This window comes from Streptomyces sp. YKOK-I1 (genome assembly GCF_054660435.1).
Genome location: NZ_BAAGDR010000001.1, coordinates 9,783,168 through 9,799,451, shown reverse-complemented (window position 1 = coordinate 9,799,451; position 16,284 = coordinate 9,783,168). Strand labels below are relative to the sequence as shown.

Sequence of the window (16,284 nt, the reverse complement as noted above, 5' to 3'; positions counted from 1 at the left end):
CGGCCGAGGCTCGCGCGACTACGGCCAGAGCCAACCCACGCCTCCTCGACTTCACCCAGGCTGAAGGAATCTCGACAGGGATGCGGCTTACGCACTACGGACGAAGTTGGGTCAGAGCGGCCAGCAGTCACCCGAACGAGGTAACTGGCCCAGGTCCAGGCACTCTCAGCGGTGCCAGGGAGCTGCGGAGGAACACGGAACCCGAGGACTGTTGCTCACCAGTGGAGCAAACGCCTCAGGCACGCGTCCGGATCGTGGATCCTCTATCGACAGGGCGAGGGTTTCAACGACAACGGCGATCTGTGGGACTGGTCCGTCTGCAACAAGGACTACTACGAGAGCAGCAGTGTGGGTCGACAACGACAGGTGAGTGGTCCAGCCGTACAAGCATCGGCTTTGGGGTCCGGCCGCCGCCGTGCTCGCACCGCTGCGCCACCCCCTGCGGGGAAAGAAGCGCCCAGCCTCACCGCACTCGTGGGATGCTCACCCGTGCCGGAAGCGGATTCCATCAGGGCCAAGGGGACGTTCTCATGCCGATCCAGGGTGTGCTTTTCGACGTGGACGACACCCTGTTCGACTACTCGACCTCGGAAGAAGTAGGCGTGCTCGCCCACCTGCGGGAGCAGCGGCTGCTCGATCGGTTTCCCGACCCCGCCACGGCGCTCGCGTTCTGGCGGAAGATCATGGAAGTACAGTACGCACGCTTCCTCGGCGGCGAGCTCACCTTCTCCGAAATGCGGATCGAACGCACACGCCGATTCCTCTCCCATGTCGGGCGGGACACCTCCGCCATGCCGGACCACGAGGCCTCCTCCTGGTTCGCCCGTTACGAAGCGCACCGCAACGCCGCCTGGGCGGGGTTTCCCGATGCAGAGCCTGTCCTGAGGAGACTGGCGCCGGACTACCGCCTCGGGATCGTCTCCAACTCGTCCGTCGACCACCAGCGCGACAAGCTCCACGCCATCGACCTGCTGCGCTACTTCGGTGATGTGCTCATCTGCTCCGAGCAGCACGGCGCCGCCAAGCCGTCAGCGAGCATCTTCCTCGCGGGCTGTACGTCCCTCGGCCTGCCCCCGCACGAAGTGGCCTACGTCGGGGACAAGTACACGCTCGACGCCGTGGGGGCCCACGACGCCGGGCTGCACGCGGTGTGGCTCGACCGGGCGAGCACCGGCTCCAGAGCCGTCACCAACGACGGCATCCGCGTCATCAACTCTCTCGACGAGCTTCCAGACGCCCTCGCCTGCTGAATCCCACAGGTATCAACGACCTTCCACGCCGTGTAACAGGAGCCGTCGGCGGCGTCCTACTGCAACTCGATGCTCGCTGCGGGGAGTTCGTCGTCCAAGTCGGCTGGTCGGCCTCGGCACTTGCCGTCGTACGCCGAGATCGGCGCCCCGACGCCACTCGGCGTCGCGGGGCTGCTGGCCGCCATCGGCGCCGACCTGAAGGTTTCCACCGGTGCGGGAGGCACGCTCGTCTCCGTGTACGCCGTCGCCGTCGCCCTGCTGGTGGCGCTGGCTGTCGGGAACGGCGTCACCGCTGTAGCAACCTGCTTCTCTGCGCTGTTGGCGGCCAGGGCGCTCACCCGCAGCGCTGCGGCAGTGTATGCGGTGACGGCGCTGAACCTGGCCACGGCGCTGACCAGACCTGCGCGGCGAGGACGTGCCGTGGCCGTCGTCTTCGAAGGGATCACCGTTTCCGCCGTCGTCGGGGTTCCCGCGAGCACTCTGCTGGGAGGTGTGTTCGGCTGGCGTGCCGTCTACGGCGCTCTGGCCAAGCTGACCTTGGGTGTCCTGACGGCAGCCGTCCGCCTGGTGCCAGAACCCGTACCGGAGCCGACTGTCGGTCTCTCGAGCCAACTCAACGGGTTGGCCGAGGCGCGGCTGCTGGTCACTTTCGCCGGCAATGCCGTTGTCACCGCAGGCCACTACACGGTTTCCTTCCGGGACAGTCGGCACCATCGCCGGCGGCACAGCCGCCGACCGACACCCCCGGCATACTGCGACGGCGTCCGCGGCCCTGCTGGCCATCAGTCTCATCGTCATCCCCGTGGCGATGACCAGACCCGTCCTGATCCGGGTCACCGCCTTGATCTGGGTGGCAGCCTTCAACGTCTTCAGTACCGCCGCCCAGGTCAACGTGTCCCGGCAAGCCCATCCCGCCACCGAGATCGCCGCAGCGGCCAACACCTCCGTTTTCAACGGCGGCATCGCGGGCGGTTCAGCCGCCGGCGGACTCGTCCTTCACCTTGCCGGTTTTACGGGCCTCGCCCTGACCGGCGCCGCACTCGTCATCGCAGGACTCATCGCAGGACTCATCGCAGGACTCATCGCCGTACTCCTTCTGCCGCCTTCGCCGGAGGGCACCACGCACTCGGACTCGGCGCCGTGAGGCCCCGCTGCCCCGACGACGCGAGCGAGCCGTTCAGCGTGGAATCACCCAGCCCGGTTTCCAGGTCGCGACGGCGTCACGGGCGGCCGTCGTGGTGGTGAGGTGGGCTCGGAGGGTGGCCAGCGCCGGGTGGGGGTTGTCTCGGTGCCAGAGGAGCGAGTGCGGGTAGACGGGGGTCGGGTCGGTCACCGGGATGCGGCGCAGGCCGTGGCCGGCAGGCCAGATGAGGCGGGTGTGCTCGCCCATGAAGGTGGCCAGGGCCGGGGTGTCGGCGATGGTGTCGAGGAGCGCGTCGGAGCCGAAGTTGGGGCCGGTCGCCTCGATGGTGAGGCCGAACTCGGCGACGAGGTCGTCGTAGAAGGCGCCCCATTCGGTGCCGGGCACGATGCCGGGCATCCAGATCCGGTGACCGACGAGCTGGGCGAGGGTCACCGACGGGGCGCTCGCCAGCGCGTGGGCGGGGCCGGTGAGGAGCTGGAGCGGCTCGTCGAGCACCCGGAGGCACGCGATGTCCTCGGGGAGAGGACGGCCGGGCACGGCGACGGCGCGGAACGACGCGTCGATGGTGCCGGAGCGGATGGCGGCGACGGCCGTCTCGATCTCGAACAGCATCACCACGTCGAGCTCGATCTCGGGATGCACGCGGTGGAAGTCGCGCATCAGGCCCGCCGCCGCGCCGCGCGAAGCGATCACGTCGACGCGCAGCGGACGGCGGCCGGGGCGTACGGACGCGACCGCGCGCTCGGTGACGCGGAGCAGCTCGCGCGCGTGGGGCAGGAACGCCTGCCCGTCGATCGTGAGCTCGGCGCCGCGTGGAGCGCGGGTGAACAACCGCACGCCGAGGCCGCGCTCCAGTGCGGCGATGCGTTTGGACACGGCCTGCTGGGTGATCGACAGGTCGGCGGCGGCCTTCTGGAACTGGCCCGCTTCCGCGACGGCGACGAAGGTACGTACTGCTTCGAGGTCCACGGCGATCCACCCTAGTGAACAACTCATGGTTGTGGATGGTCGGCGGAATGGTTGTTTGACCTGCTGTTGTGGTGCTCGCTTAGCTCCTCCGGGTCAACGTCGGTTTGTTCGGGCGGGAGTGCTGAACATGGTGCGCAGGAGACCCCTGGGTCGGCGGTTCGGGTGGCTGTGGGCGGCCTATGCGGTGAGTGCCTACGGGTCCGGGCTGGGGTTCGGCGCGCTGCCGCTGATCGCCGTGCTGGCGTTGCACGCCAGTCCCGCCGAGGTGTCGGCGCTGTCGGCGGTGGGGCCTGCGGTGGGCGCGCTGATCGCGGTGCCGCTCGCGCCGTGGGTGGAGTTCCGGCGCAAGCGCCCCGTGATGATCACGATGGACCTGATCCGGTTCGCGGCCATGGCGACGATCCCCCTCGCCTACGCCTTCGGCCGGCTCGGTTTCGTCCAGCTGCTCGTGATCTCGGCTCTGGTCGCCGCAGCCAAGATCGCCTTCAACGCGGCCGGCGGCGCCTACCTCAAGGCCCTCGTCCGGCCGGACGATCTCCTCGTCGCCAACGCCCGGTTCGAGTCCACGAACTGGAGCTCCATCGCGGTCGGGCCACCGCTGGGCGGGGCGGCGATCGCTCTGTTCGGGCCGGTCGCCACCGTGGTGGCCGACGCGCTCAGCCATCTGCTCTCCGCGCTGAGCATCACCGCGATCCGCGGCCGGGAGGACGCGCCGCACCCCACCGGGAAAGGGCCGGCCGGCGCGGGTGCCATGCTGGACGGCTGGCGACACATCATGCGCCATCCCGGCCTGCGGGCGCTCTACCTCAACAACCTGCTCGTCTCCGGTCTGATCATGGCCACCGAGCCGCTGCTGGCCGTGCTCCTCCTGCGCCAACTCGGGTTCCCGCCCTGGCAGTACGGCCTCGCCTTCGCCGCACCCTGCCTCGGCGGACTCATCGGCTCCCGGCTGGCCCGCCGTGTCGTGGCCCGCTACGGCCGCCACGCGGTCTTCCGGACCGTTGGCACCCTGCGCGCCGTCTGGCTGATCGGCCTGGCCTTCGTCCGTCCCGGCGTCGTCGGCCTCGTCACCGTGATGGCCATCGAGCTGGCGATCATCGTCAGCATGAGCCTGTACACCCCGGTGCTCGCCACCTACCGGCTCGAACACACCCCCAGGCATCTCCTCGCCCGCACCCTGTCGGCCTGGTCGATCGGCCAGCAGGCGTCCATCGCCGTCCTCACCGCGCTCGCCGGACTGCTCGCCGACGTCACCAGCCCGCGCACCGCCCTCGCGGCGGCGGGACTGCTCATCCTCACCAGCCCGCTCCTGCTGCCCCGGCGCGACCACGCGCGGCAGCACGCGCAGGAGGTGGCCCGTAGCCCCTCATGACGTGCGGCGGCGCGCCGTTGAAGCCCGCGAGCCACTGCTGGTCCTGGTCCGGCGGCACGAGTCCTCGTCGACCAGCCACACCACCGACCTCGACCAGAAGGTGCGCCGACCCGGGGTTCGGCCAAGGACGGCCGGCCGGCCGGGCGTAGGGTGCGTACAGCACAGGCACAGCCCGGGGGAGCGGATGGCGGCGTCGGAGACGGCACAGGGGTGGGAGTCGAGTCTCGATTCGGTCGTGGTGTACGCGCAGGGCGCGGTGTGCCGTCGGCTGGCCCGGGGTGTCGTACCGCCGGACGGCCGGGTGCGGGTGACGGGACTTCCGCGGTCGCTGGACGGGGGGTCGCTGCGGGCTCGTGTCCTGGGCGGGTCCGGGGTGCGCGTGAGCGAGGCCCGGGTTGAGGTAGCGGCCGAACCGCTCGCCGCCGAGGCACCCGAAGGACTGCGGCGTGAGGTGGAGCGGCTGCGGGAGGAGTGCGCGGCGGCACGGGGGCGCCGTGACCGTCAGCTCGGTCTGATCGCGGAGGTCGGGGCGTTGCGCCCGGTTCCGCCGACCCGCGGGAAGGACGATCCGCACCGCCGTACCCCGGTCGACGCCTGGCTTCGGCTGGCGGACTTCGTCGATGCGCGGCTCACCGCGTCGCACGCCCGCCTCGTCGAACAGGGGGAGTCACTTCGCCGTGCCGAGCACGAGCTCTCCCTCGCCGAGGACCGGCTCGCCCGCGCCTCCACCGACGCACCGGCGGCGCACGTGGAGACCACCGTCTCCGCGGTCCTGACGCTCGACGGTGGCGGGGCGGCCGCGGGCGGGGTGGAGGTGGAGGTGGAGCTGGAATACGGGGTGCCGGGCGCTGTATGGGTGCCTGCCTACCGGCTCACCCACCGTCAGGACGAGGACAGCGGCCGTATGGTGCTGCGCGCCTCCGTCGCCCAGCGCACCGGTGAGGACTGGACCGGTGTGCGGATCGCACTGGCCACCGCCGACCTGCGCCGCCGTACCGATCTGCCCAGGCTCCGCTCGATCCGGATCGGGCGCTTGCAGCCCGGGCCCGAACCCTCGGGCTGGCGCGAGCCCCCGGCGGGTCTGGCCGATCTGTTCGCCGGGTACGAGGCGGCAGGCCGCCGTCCCGGGCCGACCACCGGGCCCGTGAGTGTCGGGGCCGCCGGTCCCCTCCCGCCTCCGCCGCCTCCGCCACATCCGGAGAGCTACGGCGCACCCGTCCCCACGGCACCGCCGGGGTACGGTGTGCCCGCTCCGGGATCTGTTCCAGGATCTGTTCCGGGACCTGTTCCAGCCCCCGCTTTCCCGCCCGGCGGCGTATACCCGGAGCCGGAGGTCCTGGGCGGCGACCTGGACCGCTTCGTGCCCCCCGTCCCGCCGGCGGCGGGAAACCGGCCGCGTGCCGGTGGCAGGTCGGCCGCGGTCCCCGCCGGCCTGGCTCCGCCCTCCCCCTCCCCCTCCCCCGTCGCCCAGGCTTCCCGCGCCCTGCCCCCCTCGGCGCCCGGAGGCGGTGCGGCGCCCGTGGGGCCCGCCGCGCCGCTGGGCAAGGCCGCGCCGGTGCGGCCGTCCCCGGCGGCTGGCCCGCCGCAGCCCGGTGGCGCCGAACTCGACTACACCGCTCTCGTCCTGTGCGGGCCGGACGAGCAGAGCGGCCGCCGAGGCCTGCTGTTTCCCGACGCTCCCTTCGACCCGGTGGCCGCCGAGTACCGTCGGCGCGCCGACGCGGTGGCCGCGCTGCCGCTGCCGGGCCGCTGTGTGCGGCCCCGTGAGTCGGCCGGCTCCTTCGATCACCGCTTCGACGCGGTGGCCCGCGCCGACATCCCCTCGGACGGCGCCTGGCACACCGTCACCGTCGGTGAGATACCGGTCGGCCTGCGCGTCGAGCACCTCTGCGTGCCGTCCGTGGAGCAGACCGTCTACGCGACGCTCATCGTGTCGAACGCGACCGACCAGGCACTGCTGGCCGGTCCGGTCGAGGTCACGGTCGGGGACGACTTCCTGGTGACCGCCGCGCTGCCCACGCTCGCCCCCGGCGGGGTGTGCAGGGTGGGGCTCGGTCCGGCCGAGGGCGTCCGGGTCACCCGCCGTACGAACCTGCGCGAGTCGACCGCGGGGATACGCAACCAGACCACCGTGCTCGACCACCGCGTCCACGTCGAACTGGCCAACCGGCTCGCCAGGCCGGTCACCGTCGAGGTCCGTGAACGGGTCCCGGTCACCTCGGACACGGACGTCCGCGTCGAGGAGCGCGCCGACTGGACGGCCCCCCGCGACGGCACCGGACCGGACCACCACGCGCCCGGCACCCGCCTGTGGCGGGTGGAACTGCCCGCCGGCGGCACCACCGCCCTCGAGGGCGGCTACGAGATCCGCATCCCCTCCGGCAAGTCCCTGGCCGGCGGCAACCGCAGGAGCTGACCCACCCCATGCCCACGGCACCGCAGCCGATCCCCCTCCCCGTCACCGCCGTCACCTGCCTGGAGGACCGCGCCCACGTGGAGCGCACGACCGTCCTGGACCTGGCGGCAGGCGTCCAGCGACTGCGCCTCGGGCCGATCAGCGCACTGGCCGTCGACCGCACCCTCCAGGCCGAGCTGACCACCGACCACCCGGCGACCGTGCTCGACGTGCGGATCGTCCGCGCCTGGCAGCCGCGCGGTCCGCGCCCCACCGACGACGACTCCGCCCTGCGCCACCACACGGCCCGGCTCGAGGACGAGCGGCTCGCCCTGGAGCAGCGCCGCGACCGGCTGTGGACCCGTCTCGACACGCTCGGCCGGCTCGCGGCCGACCTGCTGCGGGAGATCGGTGAGGGCGCGGGCACCGGAGAGGACGAAGAGCCCCGCTGGAGCAGCGAACTGGACCGGGTGGACGCCGAACGCGACTCCTGCGGCGAGCAGTTGCGTGCCGCGGAGGCCCGGCTGGCCGCCCTCGCCGCGGAACTCGACGCCGCGCGACGGGCCCTGGACCTCGCCGAGGACGAACCGGCCGAGCTGACCGGCCACATCGAGCTCACCGTCGAGGCCGCGACCGCCGGACCGGCCGCACTGCGCCTGACCCACCTCACCCCCTGCGCGCTGTGGCGGCCCGCCTACCGGGCCGTGCTCGACGGCGACGCCGTCACGGTGGAGACCGAGGCGATGGTCTGGCAGCGCACCGGCGAGGACTGGTCCGGCGTACGGCTGACGCTGTCGACGGCGCGCTCGGCGCTGGCCACCGAACCGCCGCGGCTCGACGAGGACCGGCTGGTCCTGCAGGACCGGCCGGCCGCCGAACGCCGCAGCATCGACGTGGAGCTGCGGGAGGAGGAGATCGCGGACCTCGGCCCGGCTCCGGTGCTCGGTCTGCCCGGTGTGGACGACGGCGGCGAGGTACGGGTGCTGCGCTCCCCCGCGCCGGTCTCCGTGCCCGCCGACGGCCGCGCCCACCGCATACCGCTCTCCGTCTTCACCACCACCGCGAGCAGCGAGTACGGCTGCGCGCCCGAGCTGTCTCCGCTGGTCACCCAGGTGGTGCGGTTCGACAACCTGGCCGGCCACGCCCTGCTCGCCGGCCCCGTCGACCTCCTGCGGGGCGGCGGGTTCACCGGCCGCGGGACGCTGGAGTTCACGGCCCCCGGTGCTTCCGTCGAACTCGCCTACGGCAGCCGGGACGACCTGCGGGTCGTCCGGGACACCGAGGAGTCCCGTGACACCGCCGCGCTCACCCAGCGGACCGTGCTGACCCGGACCGTCCGGCTCCATGTGTCCCGGTTCTCCGCCCCGGGCGAGGGGGACGACCGGGTGGTCGTCCTGCGCGAGCGGATCCCGGTCTCGGAGGTCTCGGCGGTGCAGGTGCGTCTGCGCGAGGAGGCCTGCTCCCCCGCGCCCGATCTGCTCGACCCCGACGGCGTCGCCCACTGGAAGCTGACGCTCGCGCCGGGCAGCCGGCGCACGGTCACCCTGGTCTACGAGCTGTCGGCGAGCGCCAAGGTGGCCGGTCTCTGACGACGGGCGGGGCCGCGTCGAAGGTCGCGTCAGAAGAGCCGATCGCCGTCGTCGTCGAAGTGGGCGACGTGGCGTGGGCGGAGGGCTGGAGGCGGCGCCCCCGGGGAACTACTCCGTACCGCTTCGCGGACGGCGCCGCGTCGATGCCGGACGGCCGCGGCTTCCCCTGTGTGTCACGGCCGTCCGGCCACGTCCAGATTGGCTTGCCGTCGCGGGAGCCACGACCTGATTCGGTCTGGCCCGAACAACGGCACAACGGCAGGATCATCAGCACCGCGCGTCACCCTGCCGGGGGGCACCATGGTCTTTCGTATCCACTTCACGGCCGAGGACCTGGCCCGCACACGGGTGGCTGAAGCGCCGATGCCCCTCTTGGAGCTGAAGCAGGCCGCGCGGGCCCTGCAAGAGCGCAGGCCGTCGGCCCGCCTGAGCGCCTGGCGCCGGCATGCGTTCGGACAACTGCCTGCCGCGGCCCGGCTGGCCCTCGGCTTCATTCCGCGCGTCGGCTGGTCACCGACGTTCATCGGTGCGCCGCGGACCGGCTCACCCGCGGAACTCATCGAACAGGTACGGGCCACACCCGCCCGTGAGATTCGCACAGCGCTGGACACGATCCTCCCCCACAACAGGGCCGGGGCGGTCCCGCCTCTGACACACCGCCTCACCGACCCCGCCTTCCTCGGCGAGCTGTGCGACGGTCTCGCCGCTCTCCATGACGTTCTTCTCGCCCCGTACTGGGCGGAGATGACCGACGTCCTCGCAGCCGACCGATCGGTGCGTATGCGGCAGATGCTGCACGGCGGTGTGGAGCACCTGCTGAGCCAGGCCAATCCGCGACGGATGCGCTGGAATGCTCCGGTGCTGGAAATTCCCACGCCGGGGGACACCAACGAGTACGACCTCCGTCTGGAGGGCCGAGGCCTGCTGCTCGTGCCCTCACTGATGCTCGCGTCACCCGTCATCCACTACGACGCCGAGCCCCAGCCCGCCATCACCTACCCCGCCCGCCATGACCAGCCGCTACGCCGGTTCACGACCTTCGCGCCCAGGGAAGCGCGCACCACAGGCTCCGCTCCCCTCGCCGCCCTGCTCGGGCGTACACGAGCCGTCGTCCTCACCACCATCGCCGAGCACCCCGGCTGCTCGACGCGCGAGCTCGCGGCCTTCGCCGGCCTGGCCCCTTCCAGCGCCAGCGAACACGCCACCGTCCTGCGGGATGCGGGGCTCGTCACCACCGTCCGGCTCGGCAACACAGCACTGCACAACCCCAGTCTGCTGGGACTCGACCTCCTGAACGGAGGTTCGCCGCCCCGGACGCCCTGAACGTCCGCCTCCGGGCGGCGAGCACCTGGCCGTAGGGCACGGACCACGGCGTGGTCTCTCAGGGAGTGAACTCCTCGTCCAGACGGTCGATCGCCCCGTCTGCGCCCAGGTGGTACGTGAACACCAGTCCGCTGTTCGGGTTGGCTTCCAGCCAGTCCAGGAACTCCTGGACGCCGATGTGCTGGTTCTCGGTGCTCTCCACGATGGGGGTGGTGACGGTGACGTACGCCGCCTGGTCCATGGCCATGTACGTTTCCTTGCCCACCGTCTCGAACGGCGCGCCGTCGGAGTCCGCGGGGGCGCAGCCCCAGTTGCCGTACTTGACGATGAGACTCAGGGAGCCCCCTTCGGGGGTGTAACGGTAGACGGCCACCTCGTCGGGTGAGATGGGCATCTTGTGGTCGCAACCGTCGTCATCGTCCGTACTGGCGGAGGCGAGCGGGCCGGCCGGTACGGGGGCCGAGGGGGCGGGCTGAGGAGCCGCGGAATCCGGCGAACCGGCGCTGCCGGTGCCCGTCGTGGACTGGTCCGCGGGCTTGGCGCCGGCCGACGGGGAAGCGGTCTGCGCGCCGCCGGTCGACTCTGCCTTCGTGGTCATCCCGCCGGCGGGGGCTGCCGTCGAGGTCCCATCTCCGTTGCAGGCCGTGAGCACCACCGTGAGGACGGCGGCAAGGGCACTGATCACGGTCGTACGGAGAAGGGTGCCGGGTCTGTGCCGGTTCGACTTCTTGGAGGTGGCCATGACGTTCCTGTCTGGTGGGCGGCAGTTCGCGGTGACTGTCGCAGACACAAACGATTTCCGGCCAACCGGGGGTCGGGATGGACCATCGCTCACCGGGTAGTCGAGAGGACGACGGTGTCTCAGAAGAACGGATCATCCAGGCGGAGGGGGTCATGTGGCCGGAGTCGTCGCACGCATCAAGGCATTCGTGAGGAGCCCACAGGGGCGGCGCACGATCGAACAGGTACGCCGGTCCGCGGCCGACCCACGCCGCCGCGCTCAGGCCCGGGAGCTGGTACGGCGGCTCCGCGGCCGCCGATGAGTCCGGGTCATCGGGCAAGGGGAGGTGAAGGGGAGGCGAGGCGCCGCCGGTTCGGCGTCAGCGGCCCTTGCGGACCCGTGCCGCCGCGCGAGCCTCCGCGGTCCTGCGGGCCTCGGCCGCTTTGCGGGACTCCTTGGCGCGGCCCGGGCGCGTGCCGAGGCCGCGGAAGGGGGCGTTGCCGCCGCCGGGCTTGGTCCCGGTCGGCGGGCGCTTCGCGCCGGTGATGGCGGTCAGCCGCTCCTCACCGGAGCGCACCTGCGTGACCATGGGCCGGATCCCGGCCTCGGACATCATCCGGTTCACCTCGCGCCGCTGGTTGGGCGTGACCAGGGTGACGACCCTCCCGGACTCCCCGGCGCGTGCCGTGCGACCGCCTCGGTGCAGGTAGTCCTTGGCATCGGCCGGCGGGTCGACGTTGACGACCAGGTCGAGCGCGTCGATGTGAATGCCCCGCGCGGCGACGTTGGTGGCCACGAGGACGGTGATCCCGCCCTCCTTGAACTGGGCGAGCGCATGCGTGCGCTGGGGCTGGGACTTTCCGCTGTGCAGGGCGGCGGCGCGGACTCCGCTGGCCCGCAGATGACGGGTGAACTGGTCCACACCGGCCTTGGTGTCCAGGAACATCAGGACCCGGCCGTCCCGTGCGGCGATCTCGGTGGCGGTCGCGTACTTGTCGGCGGCATGGATGTTCAGCACGTGGTGCTCCATCGTGGCGACCGAGCCCGCCGCCCGGTCGACCGACACGGTGACCGGCTCGTGCAGGTAGCCCCGCACCAACTGCTCGACGTCGCGGTCGAGCGTGGCCGAGAACAGCAACCGCTGCCCGTCGGAGGGGACCTGGTCCAGGATGTCCGAGACCTGCGGCAGGAACCCCAGGTCGCACATCTGGTCGGCCTCGTCCAGCACGGTGATCCGTACGTGGTTGAGGTGGCAGTCGCGGCGGGACACGAGATCGGTCAGTCGTCCCGGCGTGGCGACGACGACCTCGGCGCCCGCCCGCAGCGCCGCCTGCTGCCGGTTGATGGAGAGCCCGCCCACCGCGGTCGTGAGGCGTACCTTCAGCGCCTGCGCGTACGGCGCCAGCGCGTCGCTCACCTGCTGGGCGAGTTCCCGGGTCGGTACGAGCACCAGAGCGAGCGGCCGCTTCGACTCCGCGCGCCGCCCCGAGGTCCGCACGAGCAGGGCCAGGCCGAACGCCAGCGTCTTGCCGGAGCCGGTCCGTGCCCGCCCGAGGACGTCGTGGCCCGCGAGCGCGTTGGGCAGGGTGGCCGCCTGGATCGGGAAGGGCTCCGTCACCCCCAGGCCGCTCATCGTCTCCACCAGCACCGGGGGCAGTCCGAGAGCGTCGAAGGACGTGGTCGGCGGCAGGCCCGGGGACGCCTTCCGCGGGGCCGAGGCGTCCGTACGGGGCTCGGTCCCCTGCGGGGAATCATCGGGGCGGGGGGCGAGCACGGGGTCCGGCTGCTTCGCGTCCATGGGGAGCCTTTCTGGTCGGGTCTCCGGAACGCGCCGGGGCCCGTACCCCTCGGTACGGGCCCCGGCGGTGTCGAAGCGTTCCCCCATTTTACCAGCGCGCGGCCGGACGCCGGTGCGCGACGTGTGCCGCCGCCCGGCACCAGGTCGCAACGCCGTTGATCGTGGCAGGTCGCTCTGCTGCACGATCGGCACCGTCCCGGTGAGCCTCCGCCGGGACCTCGGCGGGGCTTCGGCGGCCATGTGCCCGCCACGCGGCTACGGACGGGCGTCCCGTTTGCGCTCGCTGTGCCGCAGTGCGCGCCGCTGCTTGCCGGGCAGGGTGGCGGCCAGCTCGCCCACCGGGGAAACGTCGTGGCTCGTGCCGTCGCGGCCCCTGCACCACCACACCGGTGGGCCGGCCGCGTCCGGTCCGGCCTCGTACCGGTCGTCAGTGGTCCCGGCGGGACGAGGGTGCATTCCGGTTTTGTGTTCCTGGCAGACCGGCCAGGCCTGCCAGAGCAACTCCATCACGGTCGACTGCGCCGCATCCGCGACCACGGTCAGGACCGTCGCCGCGTCGTGCGGCTCCGGCGGGTCGCCCTCGTCCAGGTCGCACGCGTTCACCGGATTGCCGTGCCAGCGGCCGTCGGACATCGCCACATAGACCTGTCCGCCGGCGATTCCGCTCGGGGTCGAGGGCTGCCGAGGCGGGTCCACCATCAGGATCAGCGGCTCCTGACCGGGCAGGGTCGCCATCAGGTCTCGGTTGACCAGAGCGAGCGCGGCCTCCAGTTTCGGCCACTGCCCGGGCTCGGCCGGCCGGGGTTCCGGGACATGTCTCCGGTCATGATCAGGACCGAGGCCGGCAGACAGGAAGTAGTTCACGGGGGCATCGTCCCAGCCCCGCTCGTCACCGGCGGCGGAGGGTGACCATGGGGGCAGGCAGGACCTCCGGTGGGCGACGGAGGAAGAGGGAGACCGTCGCGTCGGCCGGTCAGGCGGCGTTGGTGCGGTCGGCTGCGAACTGGGCGCCCTGCGGCACGCTGCCGTAGAGGCTGCTGACGGTGGTGATGGTCTTGCCGTACAGGCGCGGCGGGTTGCCGTAGACGAGCGTGACCAGTTGCGGTACAGGAAGCGCCGCTGAGATTGATCATGGTCGGCGAGCACACAGGCCGAGGCGTACGGCGCCCTCGCCGAGGTGCCGACGCGTGCGGAGCCGGAGCGCTCCTTCTTCCTGGACGACGCGGACCGTGATCTGATCGCGCTACGCCGTTCGGACGGGTACCGGCTGGGCATGGCGGTGCAGATCTGGACGGTCCGCTGGATCGGCCGGTTCCTCGGGGATGACCCGCTGGCCGTGCCGTGGGACGTCGTGAAGTACCTGGCCGTACCACTCGGCATCGAGGACACGTCGTGTGAAGCGGTACCCGGAGCGGCGCGTTCCGAAGTTTCCCGTACGGGCGGGCGCGGACGCATGCCGAGGGGCCGGTGGCGCTGTTCCATCACGCGGTGATGTGGTTGCGCCGCCACCGGGTGCTGCTGCCGGGGGGCTTGGTGCTGGCCCGGCAGGTGTCGGAGGCCCGCACGACGACCGAGCGGTGCTTGTACCAGCCCGTGGCGCGCGGGCCGCGCACCGTGTCGGCCAAGAGCTCGCACCGGCGCTGAAGACGCTGCTGGTCGTCCCCGAGGGCAAGGGGGTCTCGGAGCTGGAGCGGCTGCGCACGCCGCCGGTGAAGTCGACGGGCGCCGCGATGGTGCGGGCGATGGAGCGGGGCGAGGAGATCTCCGCGTTCGGGCTGGGGCGGGTGCACCCGTCCTCGGTGCCGGTGAACCGGCTGAACACACTGGCCCGGTACGGGCAGCTGAGCAAGGCGCGGACGATAGAGCGGGCACCGGAGCTGCGGCAGACCACCCTACTGACGGCGGTGGTGCGTCAGCTGGAGGCGCAGGCGGCCGACGACACGCTGGACCTGTTCGCGGTGCTGATGGCGAACCGGCCAATCAGCCCGGCCCGCCGGGCGTCGGACCGGTATCGCACTGCAACATCGGCCTGACCCCGGTCGTCGACGTCACCGACAAGGCGCTGACCCGCTCGCGGCTGTCCCACGAGACCAGAAAAACCTGCGCGCGAGCGGGGCCTGACCTGGCTCAACACCGTCGATGACCAGGTCGCGGGGATCGCTGCGATGGTCGTGCGCGGTACCCCGCACGACAGCCTGTTCACCCTGAACACCCTCCTTGCCCACAACAAGGGCAACCTGAGGCGCATCGCCACGCACTGGCCGGACGTGCTCCGGGTCGCCGGGTCGCACATCACTTCTCGCCACCGGCTCGCCCGCGCGATTTGCCATGGCGGGCGCGGGCGGATCCGCCAGGCGTACTGCGAGGGCCAGGAGGACCAGCTCGCCACCCTCGGCCTGGTCCTCAACGCCGTCGTGCTGTGGACGTTGCCCGGCTCTTCCCGCTCAAGGACCGGCACGTCGACTTCCTGGGCCGGTACCGGTTCACCATCCGGGATGGCGGTCCCGGCCAGGGCCTGCGACCCCTGCGAGATCCGGACTCCGTCGAGGACGCCGATGACGGGGACTGACGCTCCAGCCCCGGCCCAGGACGACCCGGTTCGTGTCTCTAGGCGTGCAGTGCCTTGCGAAGGAGTTCGCCGAACTCGGTGGGGTGTGTGGTCAGACCGATGTGCCCACCGGGAAAGTGCAGGAGTTCCATGCCGAGACGCTCGGCCAGGAAGGCGGCCGGACGGTACGGAAGCTCGCCGCGCGAGTCCTGCCCGCAGGCCAGCACGAGCCGGTCCGACAGGGCCTTGAGGCGGTGGATGTCGGGGGCGTAGGACATGAAGCTCGGCACGATGCGTCCGACGAAGTACGGCAGGTCGCCCATGGTCTGCTCGGCCCGTTTCGCTGCCTGCGGCGGGAGCTCGACAGCGGGCTCGGTGGTGTCACCGTCCTTCTCCATGCCTGCCGCGAACACAGCCATCGCCGGCATCAGCCCCTGGCTGCGGAATGTGTCCTGTACACGCGCGAGGAGTGCGCGGTGCACGGCTGCGTCCGGGAGAACCTCCACTACCGGCGGTTCGTGCACGATGACACGGTCCACGCGTTCCGGGTGGGTGGTGAGCAGATGCAGGGCGACGATCGCCCCCGAACTGGCGCCGAACACCCGGCCGGGCTCATCGGGTGACAGCACATCGAGCAGCCGGAACGCGTCCTCGGCGTGCTCCTCCACCCTCTGCTCGGCCTCGGGATCGTCCAGCACGCTCCGGGACATTCCTCGTGGGTCATAGGTCACCACCGTGTACGTATCGGCCAGGTCGGCGGCCACTGTGGCCAGGGAGGCCGCGCCGCCCGTTCCTCCTGGAATCAGAAGCAGGAGCGGGCCATGGCCGCGCACCTCGTAGTGCAGGGTCGCGCCGTTCACACGCAAGGTCCCGACGGTCGGCTCGGTCATCCTTGGTCTCCTTCTTCGGACGAGGGCCAGTGCTCCAGCAGGGTGTGCAGGGCGTCGAGTGCGCGAGGCCGCCTGCCGCCTCCAGAGCAACGAACCCGTGGAACGTGCTGCGCGGCATGCCGTACATCAGCTCGACCGCACGTCGCGGACCCGGCGCGTTCGCAGCCAGTCTGCTGCCAACAGCGCGCCGCCACGCCCTGAGACATAGTCAGCCGATCGACCCCGACCTCGTCCGCCGGCTCGGCGCCACACACTCCTTTCCTAGGGTTATTAGTTTTAACCTAA

The 16,284-nt window shown here is 71.7% G+C and carries 15 protein-coding genes and 3 pseudogenes; 11 read left to right on the top strand and 7 right to left on the bottom strand.

All coding sequences use genetic code 11. From position 1 onward, the window contains the following. The first annotated feature begins 530 nt into the window (after positions 1–530). Complete coding sequence (locus tag ACYQ8Q_RS43450; protein ID WP_460072776.1) at positions 531–1,250, top strand: HAD family hydrolase; 720 nt, start codon at positions 531–533, stop codon at positions 1,248–1,250. A 56-nt stretch (positions 1,251–1,306) separates the two neighbouring features. On the opposite strand, the gene ACYQ8Q_RS43445 is transcribed toward ACYQ8Q_RS43450, so the two are convergent. Next, entirely contained in the window at positions 1,307–1,636 is a 330-nt protein-coding gene (locus ACYQ8Q_RS43445) for a hypothetical protein (RefSeq protein WP_460073787.1), read from the bottom strand. Here ACYQ8Q_RS43445 and ACYQ8Q_RS43440 point away from each other — a divergent pair. Next, positions 1,518–1,838 (top strand): annotated as a pseudogene (locus tag ACYQ8Q_RS43440) (MFS transporter); the annotation flags it as partial. The gene ACYQ8Q_RS43445 and the pseudogene ACYQ8Q_RS43440 sit on opposite strands and share 119 nt — an antisense overlap. Before the next feature lie 214 nt (positions 1,839–2,052). Beyond that, positions 2,053–2,394, top strand: coding sequence for a hypothetical protein (locus ACYQ8Q_RS43435; protein ID WP_460073785.1), 342 nt, complete (start codon positions 2,053–2,055; stop codon positions 2,392–2,394). A 33-nt stretch (positions 2,395–2,427) separates the two neighbouring features. On the opposite strand, the gene ACYQ8Q_RS43430 is transcribed toward ACYQ8Q_RS43435, so the two are convergent. Continuing rightward, positions 2,428–3,363 carry a LysR family transcriptional regulator gene (locus ACYQ8Q_RS43430; protein ID WP_460072775.1) on the bottom strand — a complete coding sequence of 312 codons (936 nt, stop codon included), beginning with the start codon at positions 3,361–3,363 and terminating at the stop codon, positions 2,428–2,430. 127 nt (positions 3,364–3,490) lie between these two features. On the opposite strand from ACYQ8Q_RS43430, the gene ACYQ8Q_RS43425 reads away from it, so the two are divergent. The 4 genes from ACYQ8Q_RS43425 (at position 3,491) to ACYQ8Q_RS43410 (ending at position 10,042) form a co-directional block, all read left to right on the top strand. Continuing rightward, complete coding sequence (locus ACYQ8Q_RS43425; RefSeq protein ID WP_460072773.1) at positions 3,491–4,735, top strand: MFS transporter; 1,245 nt, start codon at positions 3,491–3,493, stop codon at positions 4,733–4,735. A 184-nt stretch (positions 4,736–4,919) separates the two neighbouring features. After that, the gene (locus tag ACYQ8Q_RS43420; protein ID WP_460072772.1) at positions 4,920–7,151 is read left to right on the top strand and encodes a DUF4139 domain-containing protein; all 2,232 of its coding nucleotides are present in this window, start codon (positions 4,920–4,922) and stop codon (positions 7,149–7,151) included. An 8-nt stretch (positions 7,152–7,159) separates the two neighbouring features. Continuing rightward, complete coding sequence (locus ACYQ8Q_RS43415) at positions 7,160–8,719, top strand: DUF4139 domain-containing protein (RefSeq protein WP_460072770.1); 1,560 nt, start codon at positions 7,160–7,162, stop codon at positions 8,717–8,719. 300 nt (positions 8,720–9,019) lie between these two features. After that, the gene (locus tag ACYQ8Q_RS43410) at positions 9,020–10,042 is read left to right on the top strand and encodes a winged helix-turn-helix domain-containing protein (protein WP_460072768.1); all 1,023 of its coding nucleotides are present in this window, start codon (positions 9,020–9,022) and stop codon (positions 10,040–10,042) included. A 58-nt stretch (positions 10,043–10,100) separates the two neighbouring features. Here the strand turns inward: ACYQ8Q_RS43410 and ACYQ8Q_RS43405 are convergent, their stop codons facing one another. The 3 genes from ACYQ8Q_RS43405 to ACYQ8Q_RS43395 all read right to left on the bottom strand — a co-directional run bounded on the left by ACYQ8Q_RS43405 (position 10,101) and on the right by ACYQ8Q_RS43395 (position 13,425). Next, on the bottom strand, positions 10,101–10,784 hold the full coding sequence (locus ACYQ8Q_RS43405) for a hypothetical protein (RefSeq protein ID WP_460072766.1): 684 nt from the start codon (positions 10,782–10,784) through the stop codon (positions 10,101–10,103). A 358-nt stretch (positions 10,785–11,142) separates the two neighbouring features. Further along, entirely contained in the window at positions 11,143–12,561 is a 1,419-nt protein-coding gene (locus ACYQ8Q_RS43400; protein WP_460072765.1) for a DEAD/DEAH box helicase, read from the bottom strand. A gap of 255 nt (positions 12,562–12,816) precedes the next feature. Further along, on the bottom strand, positions 12,817–13,425 hold the full coding sequence (locus ACYQ8Q_RS43395; protein WP_460072763.1) for a hypothetical protein: 609 nt from the start codon (positions 13,423–13,425) through the stop codon (positions 12,817–12,819). 313 nt (positions 13,426–13,738) lie between these two features. Between ACYQ8Q_RS43395 and ACYQ8Q_RS43390 the strand changes: the two genes are divergently transcribed. From ACYQ8Q_RS43390 to ACYQ8Q_RS43375, 4 genes and pseudogenes are all read left to right on the top strand, one after another. Further along, on the top strand, positions 13,739–14,053 hold the full coding sequence (locus ACYQ8Q_RS43390; RefSeq protein ID WP_460072761.1) for a DUF4158 domain-containing protein: 315 nt from the start codon (positions 13,739–13,741) through the stop codon (positions 14,051–14,053). Then, entirely contained in the window at positions 14,053–14,205 is a 153-nt protein-coding gene (locus tag ACYQ8Q_RS43385) for a hypothetical protein (RefSeq protein ID WP_460073749.1), read from the top strand. The genes ACYQ8Q_RS43390 and ACYQ8Q_RS43385 overlap by 1 nt, the downstream gene beginning before the upstream one ends. Further along, positions 14,139–14,594 (top strand): hypothetical protein, encoded by a 456-nt coding sequence (locus ACYQ8Q_RS43380; RefSeq protein ID WP_460072759.1) that lies wholly within the window; start codon positions 14,139–14,141, stop codon positions 14,592–14,594. The genes ACYQ8Q_RS43385 and ACYQ8Q_RS43380 overlap by 67 nt, the downstream gene beginning before the upstream one ends. 267 nt (positions 14,595–14,861) lie before the next feature. After that, positions 14,862–15,130: pseudogene (locus ACYQ8Q_RS43375) on the top strand (Tn3 family transposase); the annotation flags it as partial. Between the two features lie 38 nt (positions 15,131–15,168). Here ACYQ8Q_RS43375 and ACYQ8Q_RS43370 read toward each other — a convergent pair. Beyond that, entirely contained in the window at positions 15,169–15,999 is an 831-nt protein-coding gene (locus ACYQ8Q_RS43370; RefSeq protein WP_460072758.1) for an alpha/beta fold hydrolase, read from the bottom strand. Beyond that, positions 15,996–16,180: pseudogene (locus tag ACYQ8Q_RS43365) on the bottom strand (TetR/AcrR family transcriptional regulator); the annotation flags it as partial. The pseudogene ACYQ8Q_RS43365 and the gene ACYQ8Q_RS43370, both read right to left, overlap by 4 nt. Positions 16,181–16,284 lie beyond the last annotated feature (104 nt).